Source organism: Laceyella putida, assembly GCF_042665195.1.
GTDB classification, from domain to species: domain Bacteria; phylum Bacillota; class Bacilli; order Thermoactinomycetales; family Thermoactinomycetaceae; genus Laceyella; species Laceyella putida.
Genome location: NZ_JBHTBW010000050.1, coordinates 22,304 through 38,086, shown reverse-complemented (window position 1 = coordinate 38,086; position 15,783 = coordinate 22,304). Strand labels below are relative to the sequence as shown.

The 15,783-nt window shown below is 46.3% G+C and carries 17 protein-coding genes; 8 read left to right on the top strand and 9 right to left on the bottom strand.

Going from position 1 to position 15,783, the window contains the following annotated elements; genetic code table 11:
* The first annotated feature begins 555 nt into the window (after nt 1-555).
* Entirely contained in the window at nt 556-1,059 is a 504-nt protein-coding gene (locus ACFQNG_RS15470) for an endonuclease domain-containing protein (protein WP_379866391.1), read from the top strand.
* A gap of 167 nt (nt 1,060-1,226) precedes the next feature.
* Here the strand turns inward: ACFQNG_RS15470 and ACFQNG_RS15465 are convergent, their stop codons facing one another.
* Nucleotides 1,227-1,505 carry a hypothetical protein gene (locus ACFQNG_RS15465; protein ID WP_379866390.1) on the bottom strand — a complete coding sequence of 93 codons (279 nt, stop codon included), beginning with the start codon at nt 1,503-1,505 and terminating at the stop codon, nt 1,227-1,229.
* Between the two features lie 1,010 nt (nt 1,506-2,515).
* On the opposite strand from ACFQNG_RS15465, the gene ACFQNG_RS15460 reads away from it, so the two are divergent.
* Entirely contained in the window at nt 2,516-2,932 is a 417-nt protein-coding gene (locus ACFQNG_RS15460; protein ID WP_379866388.1) for a hypothetical protein, read from the top strand.
* A gap of 108 nt (nt 2,933-3,040) precedes the next feature.
* Here the strand turns inward: ACFQNG_RS15460 and ACFQNG_RS15455 are convergent, their stop codons facing one another.
* The 4 genes from ACFQNG_RS15455 to ACFQNG_RS15440 all read right to left on the bottom strand — a co-directional run bounded on the left by ACFQNG_RS15455 (nt 3,041) and on the right by ACFQNG_RS15440 (nt 5,661).
* Nucleotides 3,041-3,358, bottom strand: coding sequence for a coiled-coil domain-containing protein (locus ACFQNG_RS15455; RefSeq protein WP_379866386.1), 318 nt, complete (start codon nt 3,356-3,358; stop codon nt 3,041-3,043).
* Nucleotides 3,359-3,860: 502 nt separating this feature from the next.
* Nucleotides 3,861-4,364, bottom strand: a complete 504-nt coding sequence (locus ACFQNG_RS15450; RefSeq protein WP_379866384.1) for a hypothetical protein — start codon at nt 4,362-4,364, stop codon at nt 3,861-3,863.
* Nucleotides 4,365-4,913: 549 nt separating this feature from the next.
* Nucleotides 4,914-5,330, bottom strand: coding sequence for a hypothetical protein (locus tag ACFQNG_RS15445; protein WP_379866383.1), 417 nt, complete (start codon nt 5,328-5,330; stop codon nt 4,914-4,916).
* 100 nt (nt 5,331-5,430) lie between these two features.
* Nucleotides 5,431-5,661 (bottom strand): hypothetical protein, encoded by a 231-nt coding sequence (locus ACFQNG_RS15440; RefSeq protein WP_379866382.1) that lies wholly within the window; start codon nt 5,659-5,661, stop codon nt 5,431-5,433.
* Nucleotides 5,662-5,796: 135 nt separating this feature from the next.
* Between ACFQNG_RS15440 and ACFQNG_RS15435 the strand changes: the two genes are divergently transcribed.
* Nucleotides 5,797-6,033, top strand: coding sequence for an AbrB/MazE/SpoVT family DNA-binding domain-containing protein (locus tag ACFQNG_RS15435; protein ID WP_379866380.1), 237 nt, complete (start codon nt 5,797-5,799; stop codon nt 6,031-6,033).
* Entirely contained in the window at nt 6,033-6,362 is a 330-nt protein-coding gene (gene mazF, locus ACFQNG_RS15430) for an endoribonuclease MazF (RefSeq protein WP_379866378.1), read from the top strand. Before ACFQNG_RS15435 ends, mazF begins: the two co-directional genes overlap by 1 nt.
* A gap of 423 nt (nt 6,363-6,785) precedes the next feature.
* Here mazF and ACFQNG_RS15425 read toward each other — a convergent pair whose 3' ends face one another.
* Both ACFQNG_RS15425 and ACFQNG_RS15420 read right to left on the bottom strand, forming a co-directional pair.
* Nucleotides 6,786-7,166: a globin domain-containing protein gene (locus tag ACFQNG_RS15425; protein ID WP_379866376.1), complete on the bottom strand. Its 381-nt coding sequence runs from the start codon at nt 7,164-7,166 to the stop codon at nt 6,786-6,788.
* A 21-nt stretch (nt 7,167-7,187) separates the two neighbouring features.
* Nucleotides 7,188-8,486, bottom strand: a complete 1,299-nt coding sequence (locus ACFQNG_RS15420; protein ID WP_379866375.1) for a glutamate-1-semialdehyde 2,1-aminomutase — start codon at nt 8,484-8,486, stop codon at nt 7,188-7,190.
* 201 nt (nt 8,487-8,687) lie between these two features.
* Between ACFQNG_RS15420 and ACFQNG_RS15415 the strand changes: the two genes are divergently transcribed.
* The 3 genes from ACFQNG_RS15415 to ACFQNG_RS15405 are packed head-to-tail and all read left to right on the top strand — an operon-like array spanning nt 8,688 to nt 12,109.
* A complete protein-coding gene (locus ACFQNG_RS15415) occupies nt 8,688-10,484 on the top strand; it encodes a protein kinase family protein (protein WP_379866374.1) in 1,797 nt (598 codons plus the stop codon).
* Nucleotides 10,485-10,536: 52 nt separating this feature from the next.
* On the top strand, nt 10,537-11,295 hold the full coding sequence (locus ACFQNG_RS15410) for a sporulation protein (RefSeq protein WP_379866373.1): 759 nt from the start codon (nt 10,537-10,539) through the stop codon (nt 11,293-11,295).
* A gap of 55 nt (nt 11,296-11,350) precedes the next feature.
* Nucleotides 11,351-12,109, top strand: a complete 759-nt coding sequence (locus ACFQNG_RS15405) for a sporulation protein (protein WP_379866372.1) — start codon at nt 11,351-11,353, stop codon at nt 12,107-12,109.
* Between the two features lie 43 nt (nt 12,110-12,152).
* Here the strand turns inward: ACFQNG_RS15405 and ACFQNG_RS15400 are convergent, their stop codons facing one another.
* A complete protein-coding gene (locus ACFQNG_RS15400) occupies nt 12,153-13,826 on the bottom strand; it encodes a DUF4179 domain-containing protein (RefSeq protein WP_379866371.1) in 1,674 nt (557 codons plus the stop codon).
* Entirely contained in the window at nt 13,798-14,379 is a 582-nt protein-coding gene (locus ACFQNG_RS15395; protein WP_379866370.1) for an RNA polymerase sigma factor, read from the bottom strand. The genes ACFQNG_RS15400 and ACFQNG_RS15395 overlap by 29 nt, the downstream gene beginning before the upstream one ends.
* Before the next feature lie 395 nt (nt 14,380-14,774).
* Between ACFQNG_RS15395 and ACFQNG_RS15390 the strand changes: the two genes are divergently transcribed.
* A complete protein-coding gene (locus tag ACFQNG_RS15390; protein ID WP_379866369.1) occupies nt 14,775-15,782 on the top strand; it encodes an ABC transporter ATP-binding protein in 1,008 nt (335 codons plus the stop codon).
* The last annotated feature ends 1 nt before the right edge of the window (nt 15,783 follow it).

The following is a 15,783-nucleotide window of genomic DNA, read 5'->3' as shown; positions in this document are numbered from 1 at the left end:
CCTTGCTTTTGTTGTTATGAACATTCTAACAGGAAATCATGATGGATTCACCAGACACGCCCTAATGCACTTTTTTATTATATTAAATTAAATGAATATAATCTATACTTATATAAATAAAATATAAAGGGGTATGGTATGAAACAGGTTATTACAAAAACAATTATCGGCATTGCAATTGTCGCTGTTTCTCTTACAATACTTGGTGTTGTAGCTTATTTGGCTTTTGGGTTAATTATTGCATTCTGGTAAAATTGAGCCTATCCCACCGCGTATACATATCCAAGCCGATCCGTGACCAGTTGCAACTCATTTTGACCTTTGCTCGTATGAAAAGGAAGACCCCATTTTGGACGCAGACCATGAACTTTTTTCACAGCACAGTCGGGAACTCACAAAATTGATTGAACGCGAGTTGGATTTGACCGCAATCGATAAAGATATCCAAGCCTTGTCCAAGTAGCCTTGTTCTATGGACAAGGTTTTTTTTGTCTTATATATTGCATAAATTCAGATAAAATAAAAAGAGAAGGATACGATAAGAGGGGGATAAGCATGCCGCCATTGAAGATAAGATATATTCGGGCAAGAAATTTCGTTAAGGCGTGTATTCGATTTGTTCGGATTGTATTGAAGGAAAAGCGATTACCTGATTGGCAGCTAGTGAAGGTCAGTGATCGTGACTTTTATCTTGAGAAGAGATTATATTTGGCCCTGACAAGTGCCGGCTACCGTGTAAAAACCCATATCCTCTTTGGGGACTTGGAAGTGGATTTGTATATTCCAAAATACAAACTGGTGATTGAAGCGGATGGGAAGGCATATCACAGCACACCGGCACAAAAAGAGCGGGATCGTAAAAAGGAATATGTATTGAAGAAACATTACAAACTTAAGGTGAAACGATTTAATAGTGATCAAATTAAGAACCGGTTGAATTGGTGCGTGGGAAAGGTTCATGAAGTAACGGGTGGGCCAAGAAAAAGTTTGTGGCAGCAAGCGGGGGAGGTCATTAGTGGGCTTTATGGATTGTTTAAAGATATAGTCAAAAAGCAATGAACGCTTTAGCACGAGCCGTTTTCTTTGGTAAACGCGGAGAGTTGAGAAAATGATCCTTGGTTGCCCAGCTTCAAAGAGCTAGTGCACTTAATATCACTGCGGGCACCGGCCTGCACGCCGCCAGCTCATCCGCTGTCAGCCGCGGCAGCCGGTGGCCGCTTTGTATATCAAGAGTTTCCGTCGTAGTCTCCAGTAATCTCTACTTCCGCATCATGAAATGCATCATCTTCTTCTGGATTATCTGGATCAACATATGTTCTGCACTTAGCATAGAGCCAGATGTTCATTGGGCGATTATTTACTATCTCCACTTCATCAAAATCAAAATCCATATTTCTTCGCAAGTAATCCTCTATAATTTCCTCAAGATCTTCTTCATTAATCTCCAGTTTTCGTTCTACGAAACCTTCCTTACTGTAATATTTTATTGGATATACATTGCGCATAGAGTGTGTCCGCCTTTCCAACTCCCTATTGTTTGTTCAAAAGTACATACTGATCATAGCACGTTCTTGGGCAAATGGCGGCAAAATCGGTTGATGCTCCCTCCATCCCTCATTCGGGTAAGTCGTGAAGTAGGGAGCCGGGCGTCGGAGACGACACCAACTCCCCCCTCCCGAACCGTACGTGCATCTTTCGATGCATACGGCTCTCCAGGAACACTGCGATTATCCTTCGCAGTACTTCAAGCCGATCTAGGGCTAAAGCATGCCGACAATGTACCCGTAGCGTAAGCTACCATTGAAACTGTAAGGAGACAATGGCTCTGCCAGCATCGGGCGGATAGGGGCTAGGATAGATGGTATGGTTAACACATGTGAACGCTTGTTAAACGTCGTCAGATAAAACAAGCCAAAGATGCTGGAAGGATTGAGCCAAAAGGCAATGTGGTTTGGAATGAGGGCTAAGTCCTCCCTCATCTTGGACATCAACACCACCGGCGAATAGAGCGAACCTAACCCATCTGGTTATTTAAACGGGCAGGTCCCTTATCTAAGAAGATAGGAGAAGAGTTCTCGCCTAGATAAGATCAAAGGAATGTAGTTCGATACAAGAATATTCCTCCTCATGCATTGTTTTATATTTTTGACTATTTTATGAACATTATAACCATTTTGACTGAGAGCGACTAATACAAAAAATCCTCCACCCATGCGACGAAAACGATATTTCAAGATTTGCCACAGTCGGGGGAGTTTCGGTTATTATGCGGGTACTGGTTTTTGGGTGACGCGGATTTGATTCTTTGCGATATACAAATGCATAAAGCGGTTTGGTACACGGACCAAGATAAAAAACAAAGGGACTCGCAAACAACGAGTCCCTTTGTCGTACACATTTCCATCGTTTGTTGCAAAAAATAATAGCATAAAATGCATCTCGATTTGAGTCCCATGTATGTTAAATCAGTCATTTTAAACGAGGGATAACAAAAAAACCGCCCGTTGGGAGACTGATGCAAAAGCATAACATATTCATTTTACTTTTTATTTTTGTGGGTTGCATTGTTTTAATAGCAGATATTATCTTTGACCAAGCCTCATCTACTTATCCAACCCCAAAACATCCGGCAGCTCCTCCTAATCAAACCATCTCACCAGATGTGAAAACTTATCTTGATATCACTTCAGACATCCCTAAGTCCATGAGTAATGAAGAAAAAGCAGCACTTATCCAAGCTATTGGGGCCGAACGTTCTGCTCGTCTTCAGGCAAAATCAACAGATAGAAATACAATCATCATCGCAATTGCAACCTGTCTAGCCGCTGGCATTGGTATTATCGGACAATTAAAAGATATATCTAATTATAGGAAAAATAGGAAAGATAGGACCGAGATGGAGCAACAAGAGTCAGAAACAATACATATCTAAGCAAAAAACTTAGAAAAAGCAAACGGATAAGTAAGAAGGCTTGGTTTCCCAATCGGGAGACCCAAGCCTTTTTTGCTTGTTAGCGATCTGTTTTGGTGGATGGATGCTTCACTGCTTCTCCTGCTCACTTTTCAAACGGTATACGTCCAGAATGAGGTTGTTGGTGACTCGTTCTTGCTTACGAAGATCGTTACCCAGGTCGATCACCGCAGACCGAGTGGATTTCACTTCGGACTCAACCGTATCCAACCGAGATTCGATGTTGTCTAATCGGGACTCCACCCCATCTAAACGAGATTCCACCTTGTCCAGCCTTGACTTGACACCCTTGATCTCTCCTTTGATTTCGTCCAAATCCTCTTTCAAACTTACTCGAACCGCTTCGGCTAATTGGGCTGCTAACTCTTTCACATCGATGTCTGCCATATCCGCTCACTTCCTCTCATATAATCTATTCTATCAGATAACAGGGTTTCTTTGTCACTCTTTTGGATAACGCCATCCACCCCGTCTACCGAGGTCAAGGAACCGGTATAACCCCTCGCTGTCCATGTCATCCAGTGATTCAATCGTATAGTTGGTGAACTTCTGGCTTGTTAGTGAGGGTCTATACCGATTGAGGACGATTCCCATTACTATACGAGCGTGCAAGAAAACGGAGCAGGTTACTTTAAAATTAATCAACAAAGCTCCAAACCATGAAATGGTACTTATATAATTATCCTGGGGATGTAGTTATCCCACTTATGCATAATGTTTTACGCACTTGCAGATGGTATGCCTCAAGCATATCATGAAGTGTATACTGATCCGTTCTTCTATAAAAATCGCCGAGCTATATCTTGGCGATTTTAGTCTTTAAGAGAATTTCTGTTGAGGTATATGAAAAAAATTAAGGAGGTTAGTTCCTCCTTATAATTAAAATGAATCATTTATTTAACTGTTTGTTATATTTTGCGTTAATAGTCGACTCGTCTTCAGCGATGTTAAATTGGCCTTTATTTTCTTTTATTCGATAAATATATTTTTTTATTTTCTTTAATTCTAATTTTGGAACCAGTTGTTCATCTTGTGTTAATGCTTCAGGATGAAAAATAAAACACCAAATAAAGATCAGTAGACCAAAGGAGGGGAATATTAATGCTATATGGAATAGCGGACTAATAATATAGCCTAATAACAATGTTAAGCTAATTAAAAAGAGACGGCCTGATACATATCGTTTTGAAGATAGATTAAAATAAAAGGCTAGTATGTAATACAATAAGGAATATAAACAAATTGTAATACCCAAATAAAGCCATTGTTTTTCTTCGTTCTCAGCAAAAATAATATCATTTATATAAAAGATGTAACACCAAAACAGAAATAATCCAAATCCGAGGATATTTATTATTACGATAAATAGACGCGCATTTAATTTCTTGTTCATAAATCAGTTTTCACTCCATAAAATCATTTGAATTAGCATTGATTTTAGATTTATCCTTAGTGAGATTGACTTGTCCTCTATTATTAATAATCTCATAAATTATTGTTTTCGTTATTTTTATTACATATCTTAAGTCTGGGTTTCTTATTGCCTCGTATAAAGAGAAATTGCGCAGATGCTCCGCTGTCGGGGAGGATCCGGATGGGGTGGGCCGGAGCGTAGCTGACCCTGGGGATATAACCTTCGATATAATGATGGTTTGGCATCATTTTGGGTTCGTTTCCCATTTCCACGGTGGTATTCAACAGTTTAAATCCGCTCCCCTTATGATCGATGTCCAGGTACATGACACCGCCGGCAATGAGATCAGGGGAGAGTGTGAGTTTAAAATCAGAAAGATAACCCAAACTTTCTATAAATGATTGATGTTGATTTGTTGCTTGCTTCTCTTTCCATCGTAGACAAAGCACGAGCAGAATACGCGGGGAGCCAGGATGAAATGGCTACGCCGAAACAAGAAAAACAGGCGGGATAAATCCTAGCCTGTTTTTATGTTCGATAATATCTCCTATTCCAATGTGGAAGAGGAATTCCTTTGCTGTTTGCTTCTTCTATAAACCGATAATAACCCCACTCATAATGGGTTTCTGCATAGTTCCTAAGCCCTGGCGTGATAAAGCAGGAAAAGTCATAATTGGGTGTAATGTCTTCAAGAGAATCAAAGAAACGACAATCCACTCTGTAATCGATCCACTGTCTGTAAACATCAACGAGAGTATAACGATTGTCTTTTGTTAGGTAAAGAGCAAAATGGATATTGTGGCCAGCCGGTTCAAATCCAGATAATGATTCAACAATCAGCTTTCCTTCAAAATGGATCTCCTCTGGAGGCCAAGCGTAACTCTTTTGGTTCTGATCCTCTCGAAACATTTGTTTTACAACTTTGATTGGTTTAAATTCTGCCACATCTATTCCTCCAGTTGATGTGTTCATGAACTCCTTATTTATAAGCCAAATGCCATGAATACTCAACCGTTTATCATAAAAAACTGAAACGGATCTCTTTTCACTTGCAGGGCACCGTCCGGCCGGCACGTTTGAATAGACGGAAACGGACTTCTCCCTTCTCTTCATCGTAGAACAAACAATCAAGCTCAACAGGTTGCTCACGGATGAAGAAATGAACCGCCTTGTCATATTCGTAAAACTCCTCTTCGGAACCCTCGAACACAACATCGATGATGTCTTCTGGAAAAAACGTTTCACACCAGGTCAGGTCAATCTCTCTCTCCTGCACATGGCAGCGGGCATCCCGTTGTGAAAATTCCGCAGTTGTCTGTGCATAATTTTGAAACGATGTAGATACAATGGATATACAAGGGGTTGTGGAGGTGATATAATGAAATCAAGGGAAAATCAAGGGGGAATTTGTATGACGACGCTGGTTCGTAAGTGGGGCAATAGCCTTGCTATTCGTATCCCTAGTCATATTGCAGAGATGTTTTCCATCGAACAAGGCTCTGAAATAGAAATGAGAGTAGAGAACCAAGAAATCAAGTTAGTTCCAAAGAAGAAGAAACCGACACTAGAGGAACTTCTGGCTAAGGTGACGCCAGAGAACCGCCATTGCGAAATTGATTTTGGAGTAGAAGGGAATGAACGTATTTAATGCACGTACCGGACCGCGGCGATCTTGTTTATGTCAGCTTTGATCCACAAGCAGGACATGAACAAGCAGGGAGACGGCCTGCCATTGTTCTATCGCCAAAAGCGTTTAACGCAGTCACCAAATTTGCTGTTGTATGTCCTATCACAAGCAGAGAGAAAGGCTATCCCTTTGAAGTGAAATTGCCCAATGACTTGCCGATCGAAGGGGTCATTTTAACAGACCAGGTTAAGAGTTTAGATTGGCAGGCTCGACGATTTGACATTAAGGGTAAGGCTCCTGAAGAAATCGTTGCGGACTGTTTAGATCTGATTCATACCTTTTTAGCATGAAACGAGCGATCAAATGTCGCTCATTTTTTTCTGTCAAAAAAAACGGCTGACTCTTAGGGGGCTAGGGCGTGTCTGATCAATATGTCAAACTTTTTTCCAAGTTCCGGCATAAATGTCCCTCCTCACTTGCATATATATAATATATTCACCTAAAGAAGCAGAGCTATAGGAACGAAAAATAAATCATTCAAAATTAAATGAACCTTTGTGGGAGTAAGGACAATTGGTTCTCTAAATCGAGAAAAGCTAGCAACTTAGAGGAACTTTCCAACGCATGATTATCCAGTATATGGTTGTGTTGCCCCTCCGTCGTCAGATAATGGAACGCTGTTTTTTAGATGTACGGTCATGAAGCGATTTGGAAAAATGAACAAAAAAGAACATGCTGTCACTTAGACTAGGCATGTTCTTCTTGCCCTCGTTTCATTGATCCGTATTGACCATATGGTGCGCGGCCATGACCAGCCGAGCCCAGAGCGCTTCACGCACCGGCCCTGTAATGCCCACCTCATCCAAGGCTTCGTGCATGCAGGCCAGCCATGCTTCCGCGCGGGCCGGGGTGATAGGGAAAGGCAGGTGGCGCGCTCGCAACATCGGATGGCCGTACCTGTCCGTGTAAAGAGCAGGACCGCCCAAAAACTGGGTGAGGAAGAGCGTCTGTTTCTCCATCACGGGTTCAATGTTTTCGGGGAAAATGGGTTTCAACAACGGGTGGGCCTGCACACGCGGATAAAAAGCTTCCACTAAGGCACGCACGGCATCGGCACCGCCAATCTCTTCATAGGGCGTTTTAGTATGTTCCATTATGTACCTCCTTCGCTTGTCTCAGCTGCGGGGTTTCATTTTCTTAAAGGCCCGTTCCACGGCACGAATGGTAAATTGAATGTCTTCGTCGCTGTGAGCGGTGGTGAGGAACCAGGCTTCGTATTTGGACGGGGCCAGATAGACGCCTTCTTCCAACATCAGTCGGAAAAATTGTCCAAACAACTCGCCATCGGCTCGTTGGGCGCCTTCGTAATCCGTCACTTGCTCATCGGTAAAGTAGACGGTAAAAGCGCCACCCACCCGGTTTATGCTAATGGTGATGCCGTGCTTCTTCGCTAGACGCTTGATTTCACCAGTTAATGTTTTGCCCATCTGTTCCAACCGTTCATACGTGCCCGGATGGGAAAGGGTTTGAATGCAAGCGATGCCGGCGGCGATGGAGAGGGGATTGCCGGCCATGGTGCCCGCTTGGTACATGGGGCCCATCGGTGAGACCTTTTCCATGATTTCGCGTTTGCCGCCATAGGCTCCAATGGGCAGACCACCACCAATGATCTTGCCGAGAGCGGTCAAGTCTGGCTCCACTCCATACATCGTTTGCACACCGCCGTAGCGGAAGCGGAACGCCGTGATCACTTCGTCGTAAATCACGAGTGCCCCCGCTTCATGAGCCAAGTTGTTTATGGCTTGCAGGAAGCCTGGGTTGGGTGGGACGATGCCAAAGTTGCCGACCAAGGGCTCCACCAAGACGGCTGCGATTTCGTCACCCCAATGGTGGAGCGCTTCTTGCAGGGCTTCGACTTGATTATATGGAACGGTGATCACTTCTTGCGCGATGCTGGCCGGAACCCCCGCGCTGTCCGGGGTGCCGAGTGTGGATGGTCCAGAGCCGGCGGCGACCAAGACCAAATCGGAGTGTCCATGGTAACAGCCGGCGAATTTCAGGATTTTGTTGCGACCGGTGTAAGCCCGCGCCAGGCGAATGGTTGTCATCACGGCTTCGGTGCCGCTGTTGACAAACCGAATCTGTTCCATGGTCGGAATCGCGTCGCGGAGCATTTTGGCAAACCGCACTTCTTTTTCGGTGGGCGTTCCATACAAAACCCCACCGGAAGCCGCTTCGATGATGGCGGCGGTGACGACAGGATGGGCATGACCCAAAATGATGGGCCCAAATGCGGCCAGATAATCGATATACCGATTGCCGTCTTCATCCCAGAAGGTTGAGCCTTGCGCTTTCTTCATAAAAATGGGTGTGCCGTTTCCCACGGCTCGGAAAGAGCGAGAAGGACTGTTCACACCACCTACGATCACATCGCACGCTTCGTTATATAATTGAGTGGATCGGTCTATTTTCAAAGCACTTCCTCCTTTATTCCATCTTTACCAATTGTATCGTTGTTTGCTTGCACTGCATAGGGTCTCAGACAACAGATCGTTATTGTCTCAACGTTTCAACCTGTGATATTCTCAGATTGGGAATATATACGGTTTTTACGGATTGTAAGAAAATAACTTCGTTGTTGGAATTGGGAAGGAAATGTTTGGAGGCGAAGAACGTTGTCGTTTTTTGGAGTGGGTGAAGTATATCGAAATGGTTATCGAGTAGAACATGTTGTGAGATTTTTTGACGGGGAACTCGCTGTCGCGCGCAAAGATGAAAAGCGATATTATTTGCAGTCTGCCTTGTTGCAGAAACAAGCCCCTTCACGGGCGATTCAGCAATATCGCACCTTGACTCATCCGCTTGTGCTGACTTTTGAGGAAGTGTATACAGAGGAGCGCTCCATCGTATTCATTCGACCTTATGAACCGATTCACCCGCTACGCGAAGTGATTTCGACGCGGGAGGTTGATGAGGATCAAGTAGTCGAGTGGGGACGTCAATTGCTGAAGTTGGAAGCGGAGTTGAAGTCGAAGCCCATGCCCATGTACTTGTTGCTGGACCCGCGCAATATTGGACTGAACGACCAAGGTGAATTGCGCGTGCTTTTTTGTGGATTGGAACAAATCACGGCACAACCGCGCACTTTGGATTGGGGATCGTTTCTATTCAGCTTGTTGTCCGGCCAGTATCTGGATGCGCCGTTGGAGAAGTTCCCATCTGATTTCCCTTGTTCCAAGCCGATGGCCCGGCTGATTCAACGCAGCTTGAAAAATGAGTCGGTCGAGTCGGTGCTTTCCCAGATGGATGCGTATGAGAAACGGAAACAGGGCAAAGGATTGCTTGGTTTCCTATTCAAATCGGAAAAGACGGATGTTGAGACGCAAACGCAAACGGACAAGGCGGTTGAGCCGAAAGTTTCCGATGACCCTGCCCCCGCGCGGCCGGAGGATGACCCTCCCTTCCCTTCTCCCGAAACTCCTGAGAAAACAACCCCGAATGAAGAGGCGCCCGAACAGCTTTATCAAAAGATAGAAGAAGAGCGCCTGGAGCGGTTGCGCCTGGAATTTGAACGGCGCCAAGAGGAATTGTTGAAGAAACAAAGAGAAGAGTTGGAGCGAAAACAGCAGGAGCTTTTGGAAAAGCAACGCCTGGAGTTTGAACAAAAAGAGCAAGAGCTTCTGGCCCGGCAAAGGGAAGAATTTAAACAACGCATCGAAGAACCGGATGAGCAGGAAAGCTGGGAACGCGAGCAGGAAGAAAAAGAGCGGCTGGAACAGGAGCAAAAAGAGCAGGAGCGGTTGGCGGAAGAAAAGCGCAAGCGTGAAGAAGAGGAACAGGCCCGCTTGGAAGCTGAGCGGCGCGCCTGGGCGGAACGTGAGCGCGAACGGATTGAGAAAGAGCAAGAGGAACGAGTGCAAGCGGAGCTGGAACGCCTCAAACAAGAGCGGCTCGAATGGGAGAAAAAGCGGCAAGAATTGGAACGCAAGGAAGAGGAAATGAGAGAGCGCCTGCAAAAAGAGTTTGAGGAGTTGGCGCAGAAGCTGTTGGCGAAACAAGAAGAAGAATTTGAGCGCCGCCAGGAAGAGATGCTGAAAGCGCAACGGGAACTCTTGGAGAGCAAGACCAAAGAGCGCCTCGAAAAACAACGGCAAGAGTTGGAACAAACTTCCAAACGTTATCTGATTACGCCGCAACACACTAAACCGCGCGCGAGCCTGTTCGACCTGCCACCCAATGACTATAAACCAAAGAGTGAACCGGAGCCGCCGGCAACAGCCGAGGAAGTGAAAGGAGAACAGGCAACACAAGAACAGCCCGCAAAAGAAGAAAAACAAGAGAGAGAGAAACAGACCGGGGAAGCCAAAGAGCGCTTACAACAAGAGAAGTTGGAGCATGAAAATCAAGAACATGACCAATTGGCAAAGCAATTTGAAGAATATATGAAACAGATGTTGGGCGACGAGTCTTAAGTGGCGCAGCGCCCGGTCTCTCCCTTTTAAAAATGTGAAGGAGTGACAGTGTATGATGCCAATCTTTAAATCATTGGCAAGTGTGGGAGTCGGCTCGGCCACGGTCGATACGCGTCTTGAAACGAAGCAATTCCATCCGGGTGATACCGTCAAAGGGGAGGTGTTGGTCAAAGGGGGGCAGGCGCCGCAAGAGATTACCACCATTTATCTTTATTTGGTTGCGGATGTCTCCAAAGGCGGCAAGAAGAGCCAAGTGGTCATTCAGAAATACCAATTGTCCCAACCTTTTATCATTCAAGCGGAAGAAACGAAGCTGATTCCGTTCCAGATCAAACTTCCGATGTCCGTGCCCATGTCGACAGGTAGCTTTCCTGTCTATTTTAAAACGGGTCTGGATATAAAAATGGCCATCGACCCAACGGATTTAGATAAAATCGAAGTGTTTCCTACCCCGCTCGTGCAGAAATTGCTGAAGCAAGTGGAAGACTCCGGCTTTATCCTGTATCGGATTCACAATGAGCATGACCCAACTGCCAAGCCACTTCCATTCTTTCAGATGTTCCAATTCAAACCGACGGGACGTTATCATGGCTATGTTGATGAATTGAATATTATCTTTTTTATGTCCGAAGTAAGCATTCATATGGATATCGAGATGATTCGCTCGGGACGGGTGCTCAACAGCTCATTTGCTTGGGAGTACCATGATCCCAACGGCACCTTGTTTATCAACAACCAGCAAGTGGTCGATGACCCGATGCTGAAGATTCAAGAGATGTTGAATCGCAAGCCAGGCAACACCATGATTTAGTGTGATCTTATAAGTGAAATCGTTCATAGAGAATAGAAAGAGGGAGCTTGAGAATATGACGATCTTCGGAAAAGCGCTAGCGAGTATCGGAGTGGGTTCAGCAAAAGTGGATACGCGTTTGGAAAAGGCCACCTATCGGCAGGGGGATATCATTCGCGGGGAAGTGTTCGTGCAGGGTGGACAAGCCCCGCAGGTGATCGATGATATCTACTTATACTTAATGATGCAGTACCAACACGACGGGTCTGAGAATGAATACGTCATTGACGAGTTTCGCCTGACCGACGCCTTTGAGATCGGTGTGCGCGAGACCCGCGTTTTGCCCTTCCAATTTCAATTGCCGTTTGATGCCCCTGTATCGACGGGTGGGTCCCCCATCTACGTCAAAACGGGCCTTGACATCAAGATGGCCGTCGATCCGAGCGATACAGACGGGATCGAAATCTTGCCCCATCCGTTGGTCGATACCATCCTGCATGCCGTGGAAGAGGTGGGCTTCCGTTTAAGCAGTGTGGACTTTGCCTTTGACAAGTTTTATTCCCGCCATCCGTTTGTCCAGGAGTATCGCCTTGCGCCCTTGGGCCGTTACCAAGAAGAGTTGGATGAAATCATCATGGTCTTCTATCCGCACATGAGTGAAGTGGATGTGATTTTGTCGTTGGATCGCAAGGCCGTTGACTTGATGAGCTCGATGGAAGAGGCGTTGAACTTGGATGAGCGCATCATTCGTTTCACCGTCTCGCAAAAGGAAGTGGAGCACACCACCACCCAGCTGCAGGCGAAAATCAAGCAACAAATCGAACAGCATATGTAAGGAAAAACCAACTCCTGGCTTTAGGGAGTTGGTTTTTGTGTGGTTATTTTGTTTTATACGGAGTGAACTTAAACGGCACTTGCCAATCGATCGGGGTGTAATAGTGGATGCCATCCATGATGAGAGTCAATTGTTTCGGCATTTTTTCAAGGCCGTGAATCACGACGATGTCTTGATAAACCCCTTTTTTCATGCCGCCGCCACCATAGGTATCGTATTGTTTGCCGGTTTCATCAAGCACGCGCCAGAGAAATGGACCATCATACCGGTCTGCCGTTTTCACTTGGACGCGCAGGGTGATATACCGCTGGATTGAGTGCTTTTCCGCTTCGTTGCCCGCATAGTCCACGGTGATGAGATTGCCTTTGTACTCCATGGTGGCGGGTTGTTTTTCCACCGTGGATGGATCAAAGGTGAGTTTGGCTTCCATGGGGATCATCCGCATCAATCCTTTGATGTGAAGGGTGTACCCTGGACGCAAAGGATGAGGATTGTACAGATCGGTATAGGTGGGACGATCAACCAGAGCGTGCGGGGTGGCCACCTCTTTTCTGCCCCCGATCAGGTTGGATTGGCGATTTTCACCATCTACGAAATTGTAAGCGATGGTTTGACCCCGATCGTTTTTGATTTCATAGGCCAGTTCATAATGGTAAAAACCGCTTAATTGCGCTTCTCTCCATTGTTTGTTAGTGAAAATATTCGCTTTTTGCAGGATTTCCTTTTTTCTCTGTGGTCCTGTCTGGAAACCATACTGGAACGACATGGAGGTAGGGGAATAAACCAAGCCATCCAGCGTGAGACGAACGTCCCCAAAAGAGCGGGTTTGGTTGATCCGTGCGTATTGGGTGGCCGCCAGGGCTTGTTTCAGGTTGAGTGGGGTGTCGATCGCCCATTCACCCTTGGCGTGAACAATCTCTTTGATCCCTTTGTCAAACTTCATTTCAATTAATTTGCGCACATTCATGTGCAGAGTGACTTTTTCGGGCAGATGGCCGACGGGAACCAGATCGATGGAATTAAACCCGTCGTGGGTATCTTCCCCTCCCATCCGGGTCAGTTTTTTGCCGTCTTCATCCGTCAAATAAAACGGGTTTTTGTTCTGATAAAAGTCGGAAGAGGATTGTACGTGATATGGAACCGGTTTGCCATGTTTGTCCAAAATCTGATAAGCCACTTTGACCCGGATGGGATCAGCGATCACTTCCTTTACCGCGATGGTGTATCCGGCGTCGGTGGTCTCTTCATCCACGGGAATGCTGAACCCCTGTTGGGCGGCGTGTTTGATGCCGCCGTCAATCATAATGACTTCTTTTTCTTTTTGCAAAAACAGACTGTTCAACAGCTCGGCGAAAGTGGGTGAGATGAGTATCCCCAGCCCGATGGACAAGGACAAGACGGCGGCCATTGTGCCGAAGAGAATGGTCACTTTTTGCCATCCGCGGAGGGATTTCTTGCCGGTCGCCGGGAGTTCGTCCGTTTTTGTCTCTTGCGCCGGCATCTCATCCAATTTGCCCATCACTTGCGCTGTGAATGCCTCCGGCAATGGGGGAATGTCTGACAAGTCTTTCATCACTTGTTCCTCAACCTGCAATAATGCCAAACTCTTTTGGCAGGATTGGCACTGAACCAGGTGTTGGGTGAGTTCTTCTTCTTGGTCACGGGGCAGAAAGCCGTCCCACCATTGTTCAAGAAGGGCTTGTTTTGAGCACTTCATACGGCGTTCCTCCTTTCCGGTTGTTCGTGTGTTCCAGTAGGGCGTGCAATTGTTTCCGCGCCCGATGCAGACGATTTTGGATGGTGGTTACGGGGACCTGCAGGATGTGGGCCATCTCTTTGTAGCTTAACTCTTCGATATAGCGCAGGATCATCACGATGCGATACGCTTCAGGGAGACAACGCAATGCGCGGTGAAACGCTTGTTGCTCCTCTTGGCTCACCACTTGCGCTTCCGGGCTTTCCTCCGCGGCAGTGGCCAATGTATCCGTTTCTTCCGTTGGTTGTGGCTTGCGCTTCTTCATTTCGGTGAGGCAGACGTTGACGGCGATCCGGTAGATCCAAGCCGCGAAGCTTTCTTCCGAACGATAGGTGTGCAAGTACCGATAGACGCGCAAGAAGACTTCCTGCGTCCAGTCCTGCGCATCGTGGGCATTGCGGCACATGCGGTAAATCTTGGCGTAAATGGGTTGTTTGTATTGATCGATAATCAAGGCAAACGCTTCTTTATCGCCTTGCAAAACCTGTCGCACCCATTGGGGTTCCGGTTGCAAATGGGTTCCTCCTCTCGATGTCGGCTTCATCTATGGTTCTATACTTTGGTTTATCGACTTTTCATTCACCGCAAAAGATTTTTTCTTTTGGTTTTTTGGAAACACAAAGACAAGATGGAGTTGAAGGTGATCATGTTTCACTATATATAACAGGAAACTGACGGAACGAAAAGAATCAAACACAAAACTTTAATAAAGTAAGTTGGTTATAAACTATTCGCAAGGAGCCCTTTTTTTGGTATGCTGTTTTTGTACAACAAGAGAAACCTTCATTAAATAGAAAAAAGTGGGGTATTCCATGTGGGCGGAATCCCTTTTTTCATTTAAAAGCCAAAAGGAAAGGCAAGCATGAATGTTTTTCCCAATGGCGCAAGATTGCGAGAGGAGTGGGAGAGATGCGTTCGATTGAAGCGCGCGGCCTGACGAAGGAATTTAAAGTTTACCAAAGCAGACCAGGGCTGAAGGGGGCGTTTCGCGATCTGTTGAACAGGCAGTACCGTACGATTCGCGCTGTGGATGCCATCGATTTGACGATTGAGCAAGGTGAGATGGTGGCCTACATCGGTGAAAACGGGGCTGGAAAATCGACGACGATCAAGATGTTGACCGGGATTTTGCAGCCGACGGCGGGTGAACTCAAAGTGAATGGCTATGACCCGCACCGTGAACGGGAGAAGTTTGTGAAGACGATCGGAGTGGTGTTCGGGCAACGGAGCCAATTGTGGTGGGATATTGCCGTGCAGGAGTCCTTTCGGCTGTTAAAGCAAGTGTATCAGGTTCCTGATGCGGAGTACCAACAACGGCTGAAGCGCATGATCGAAGTCTTGGATATCGGCGAGTTGTTGGATCAACCGGTGCGCAAGTTGAGCTTGGGGCAGCGGATGCGGTGTGAATTGGTCGCCGCCCTGATTCACCAGCCAAGTTTATTGTTCCTGGATGAACCGACCATTGGCTTGGATGTCCTGGTGAAGGAGAATATTCGCCAGTTTTTGCGTGAGATCAACCGTGAGTTCGGGACGACGATTTTGTTGACGACCCATGACATCTCGGATATTGAAGCGCTTTGTTCCCGTGTGGTTATGCTGGACAAAGGCAAGGTAATTTATGATGGTGGGTTGCAAGAGTTGCGCCGCAACTGGGCCAAAGGGAAAAAAGTGCATTTCGAGCTGGCGCACGATGTTTCCTTGAACGAGTTGGAAGCGAAGACGGTTGGCTTGCCGCTTCGCTGGGAGCAAAAAGGAAACCGGCAATTCGTCCTTCACCTGGAGCAAGGGGAACTGGCGGTATCCGATGTGTTGGCGCAAATCGTCCAACATGTGCAGATACAGGAAATGCAGATAGAAGAAGTGTCTACGGAAGAGATTGTGCGCAAGATCTATCAGGAGGGGATGACGCTTGCTTAAG

Bases quoted from the DNA above. Each gene is read 5' to 3' on its own strand.
- ACFQNG_RS15470 (WP_379866391.1), top strand. From the start codon at position 556: ATGCCGCCATTGAAGATAAGATATATTCGGGCAAGAAATTTCGTTAAG.
- ACFQNG_RS15450 (WP_379866384.1), bottom strand. From the start codon at position 4,364: ATGAACAAGAAATTAAATGCGCGTCTATTTATCGTAATAATAAATATC.
- ACFQNG_RS15455 (WP_379866386.1), bottom strand. From the start codon at position 3,358: ATGGCAGACATCGATGTGAAAGAGTTAGCAGCCCAATTAGCCGAAGCG.
- ACFQNG_RS15425 (WP_379866376.1), bottom strand. From the start codon at position 7,166: ATGGAACATACTAAAACGCCCTATGAAGAGATTGGCGGTGCCGATGCC.
- ACFQNG_RS15460 (WP_379866388.1), top strand. From the start codon at position 2,516: ATGCAAAAGCATAACATATTCATTTTACTTTTTATTTTTGTGGGTTGC.
- ACFQNG_RS15435 (WP_379866380.1), top strand. From the start codon at position 5,797: ATGACGACGCTGGTTCGTAAGTGGGGCAATAGCCTTGCTATTCGTATC.
- ACFQNG_RS15410 (WP_379866373.1), top strand. From the start codon at position 10,537: ATGATGCCAATCTTTAAATCATTGGCAAGTGTGGGAGTCGGCTCGGCC.
- ACFQNG_RS15465 (WP_379866390.1), bottom strand. From the start codon at position 1,505: ATGCGCAATGTATATCCAATAAAATATTACAGTAAGGAAGGTTTCGTA.
- ACFQNG_RS15400 (WP_379866371.1), bottom strand. From the start codon at position 13,826: ATGAAGTGCTCAAAACAAGCCCTTCTTGAACAATGGTGGGACGGCTTT.
- ACFQNG_RS15405 (WP_379866372.1), top strand. From the start codon at position 11,351: ATGACGATCTTCGGAAAAGCGCTAGCGAGTATCGGAGTGGGTTCAGCA.
- mazF (WP_379866378.1), top strand. From the start codon at position 6,033: ATGCACGTACCGGACCGCGGCGATCTTGTTTATGTCAGCTTTGATCCA.
- ACFQNG_RS15390 (WP_379866369.1), top strand. From the start codon at position 14,775: ATGCGTTCGATTGAAGCGCGCGGCCTGACGAAGGAATTTAAAGTTTAC.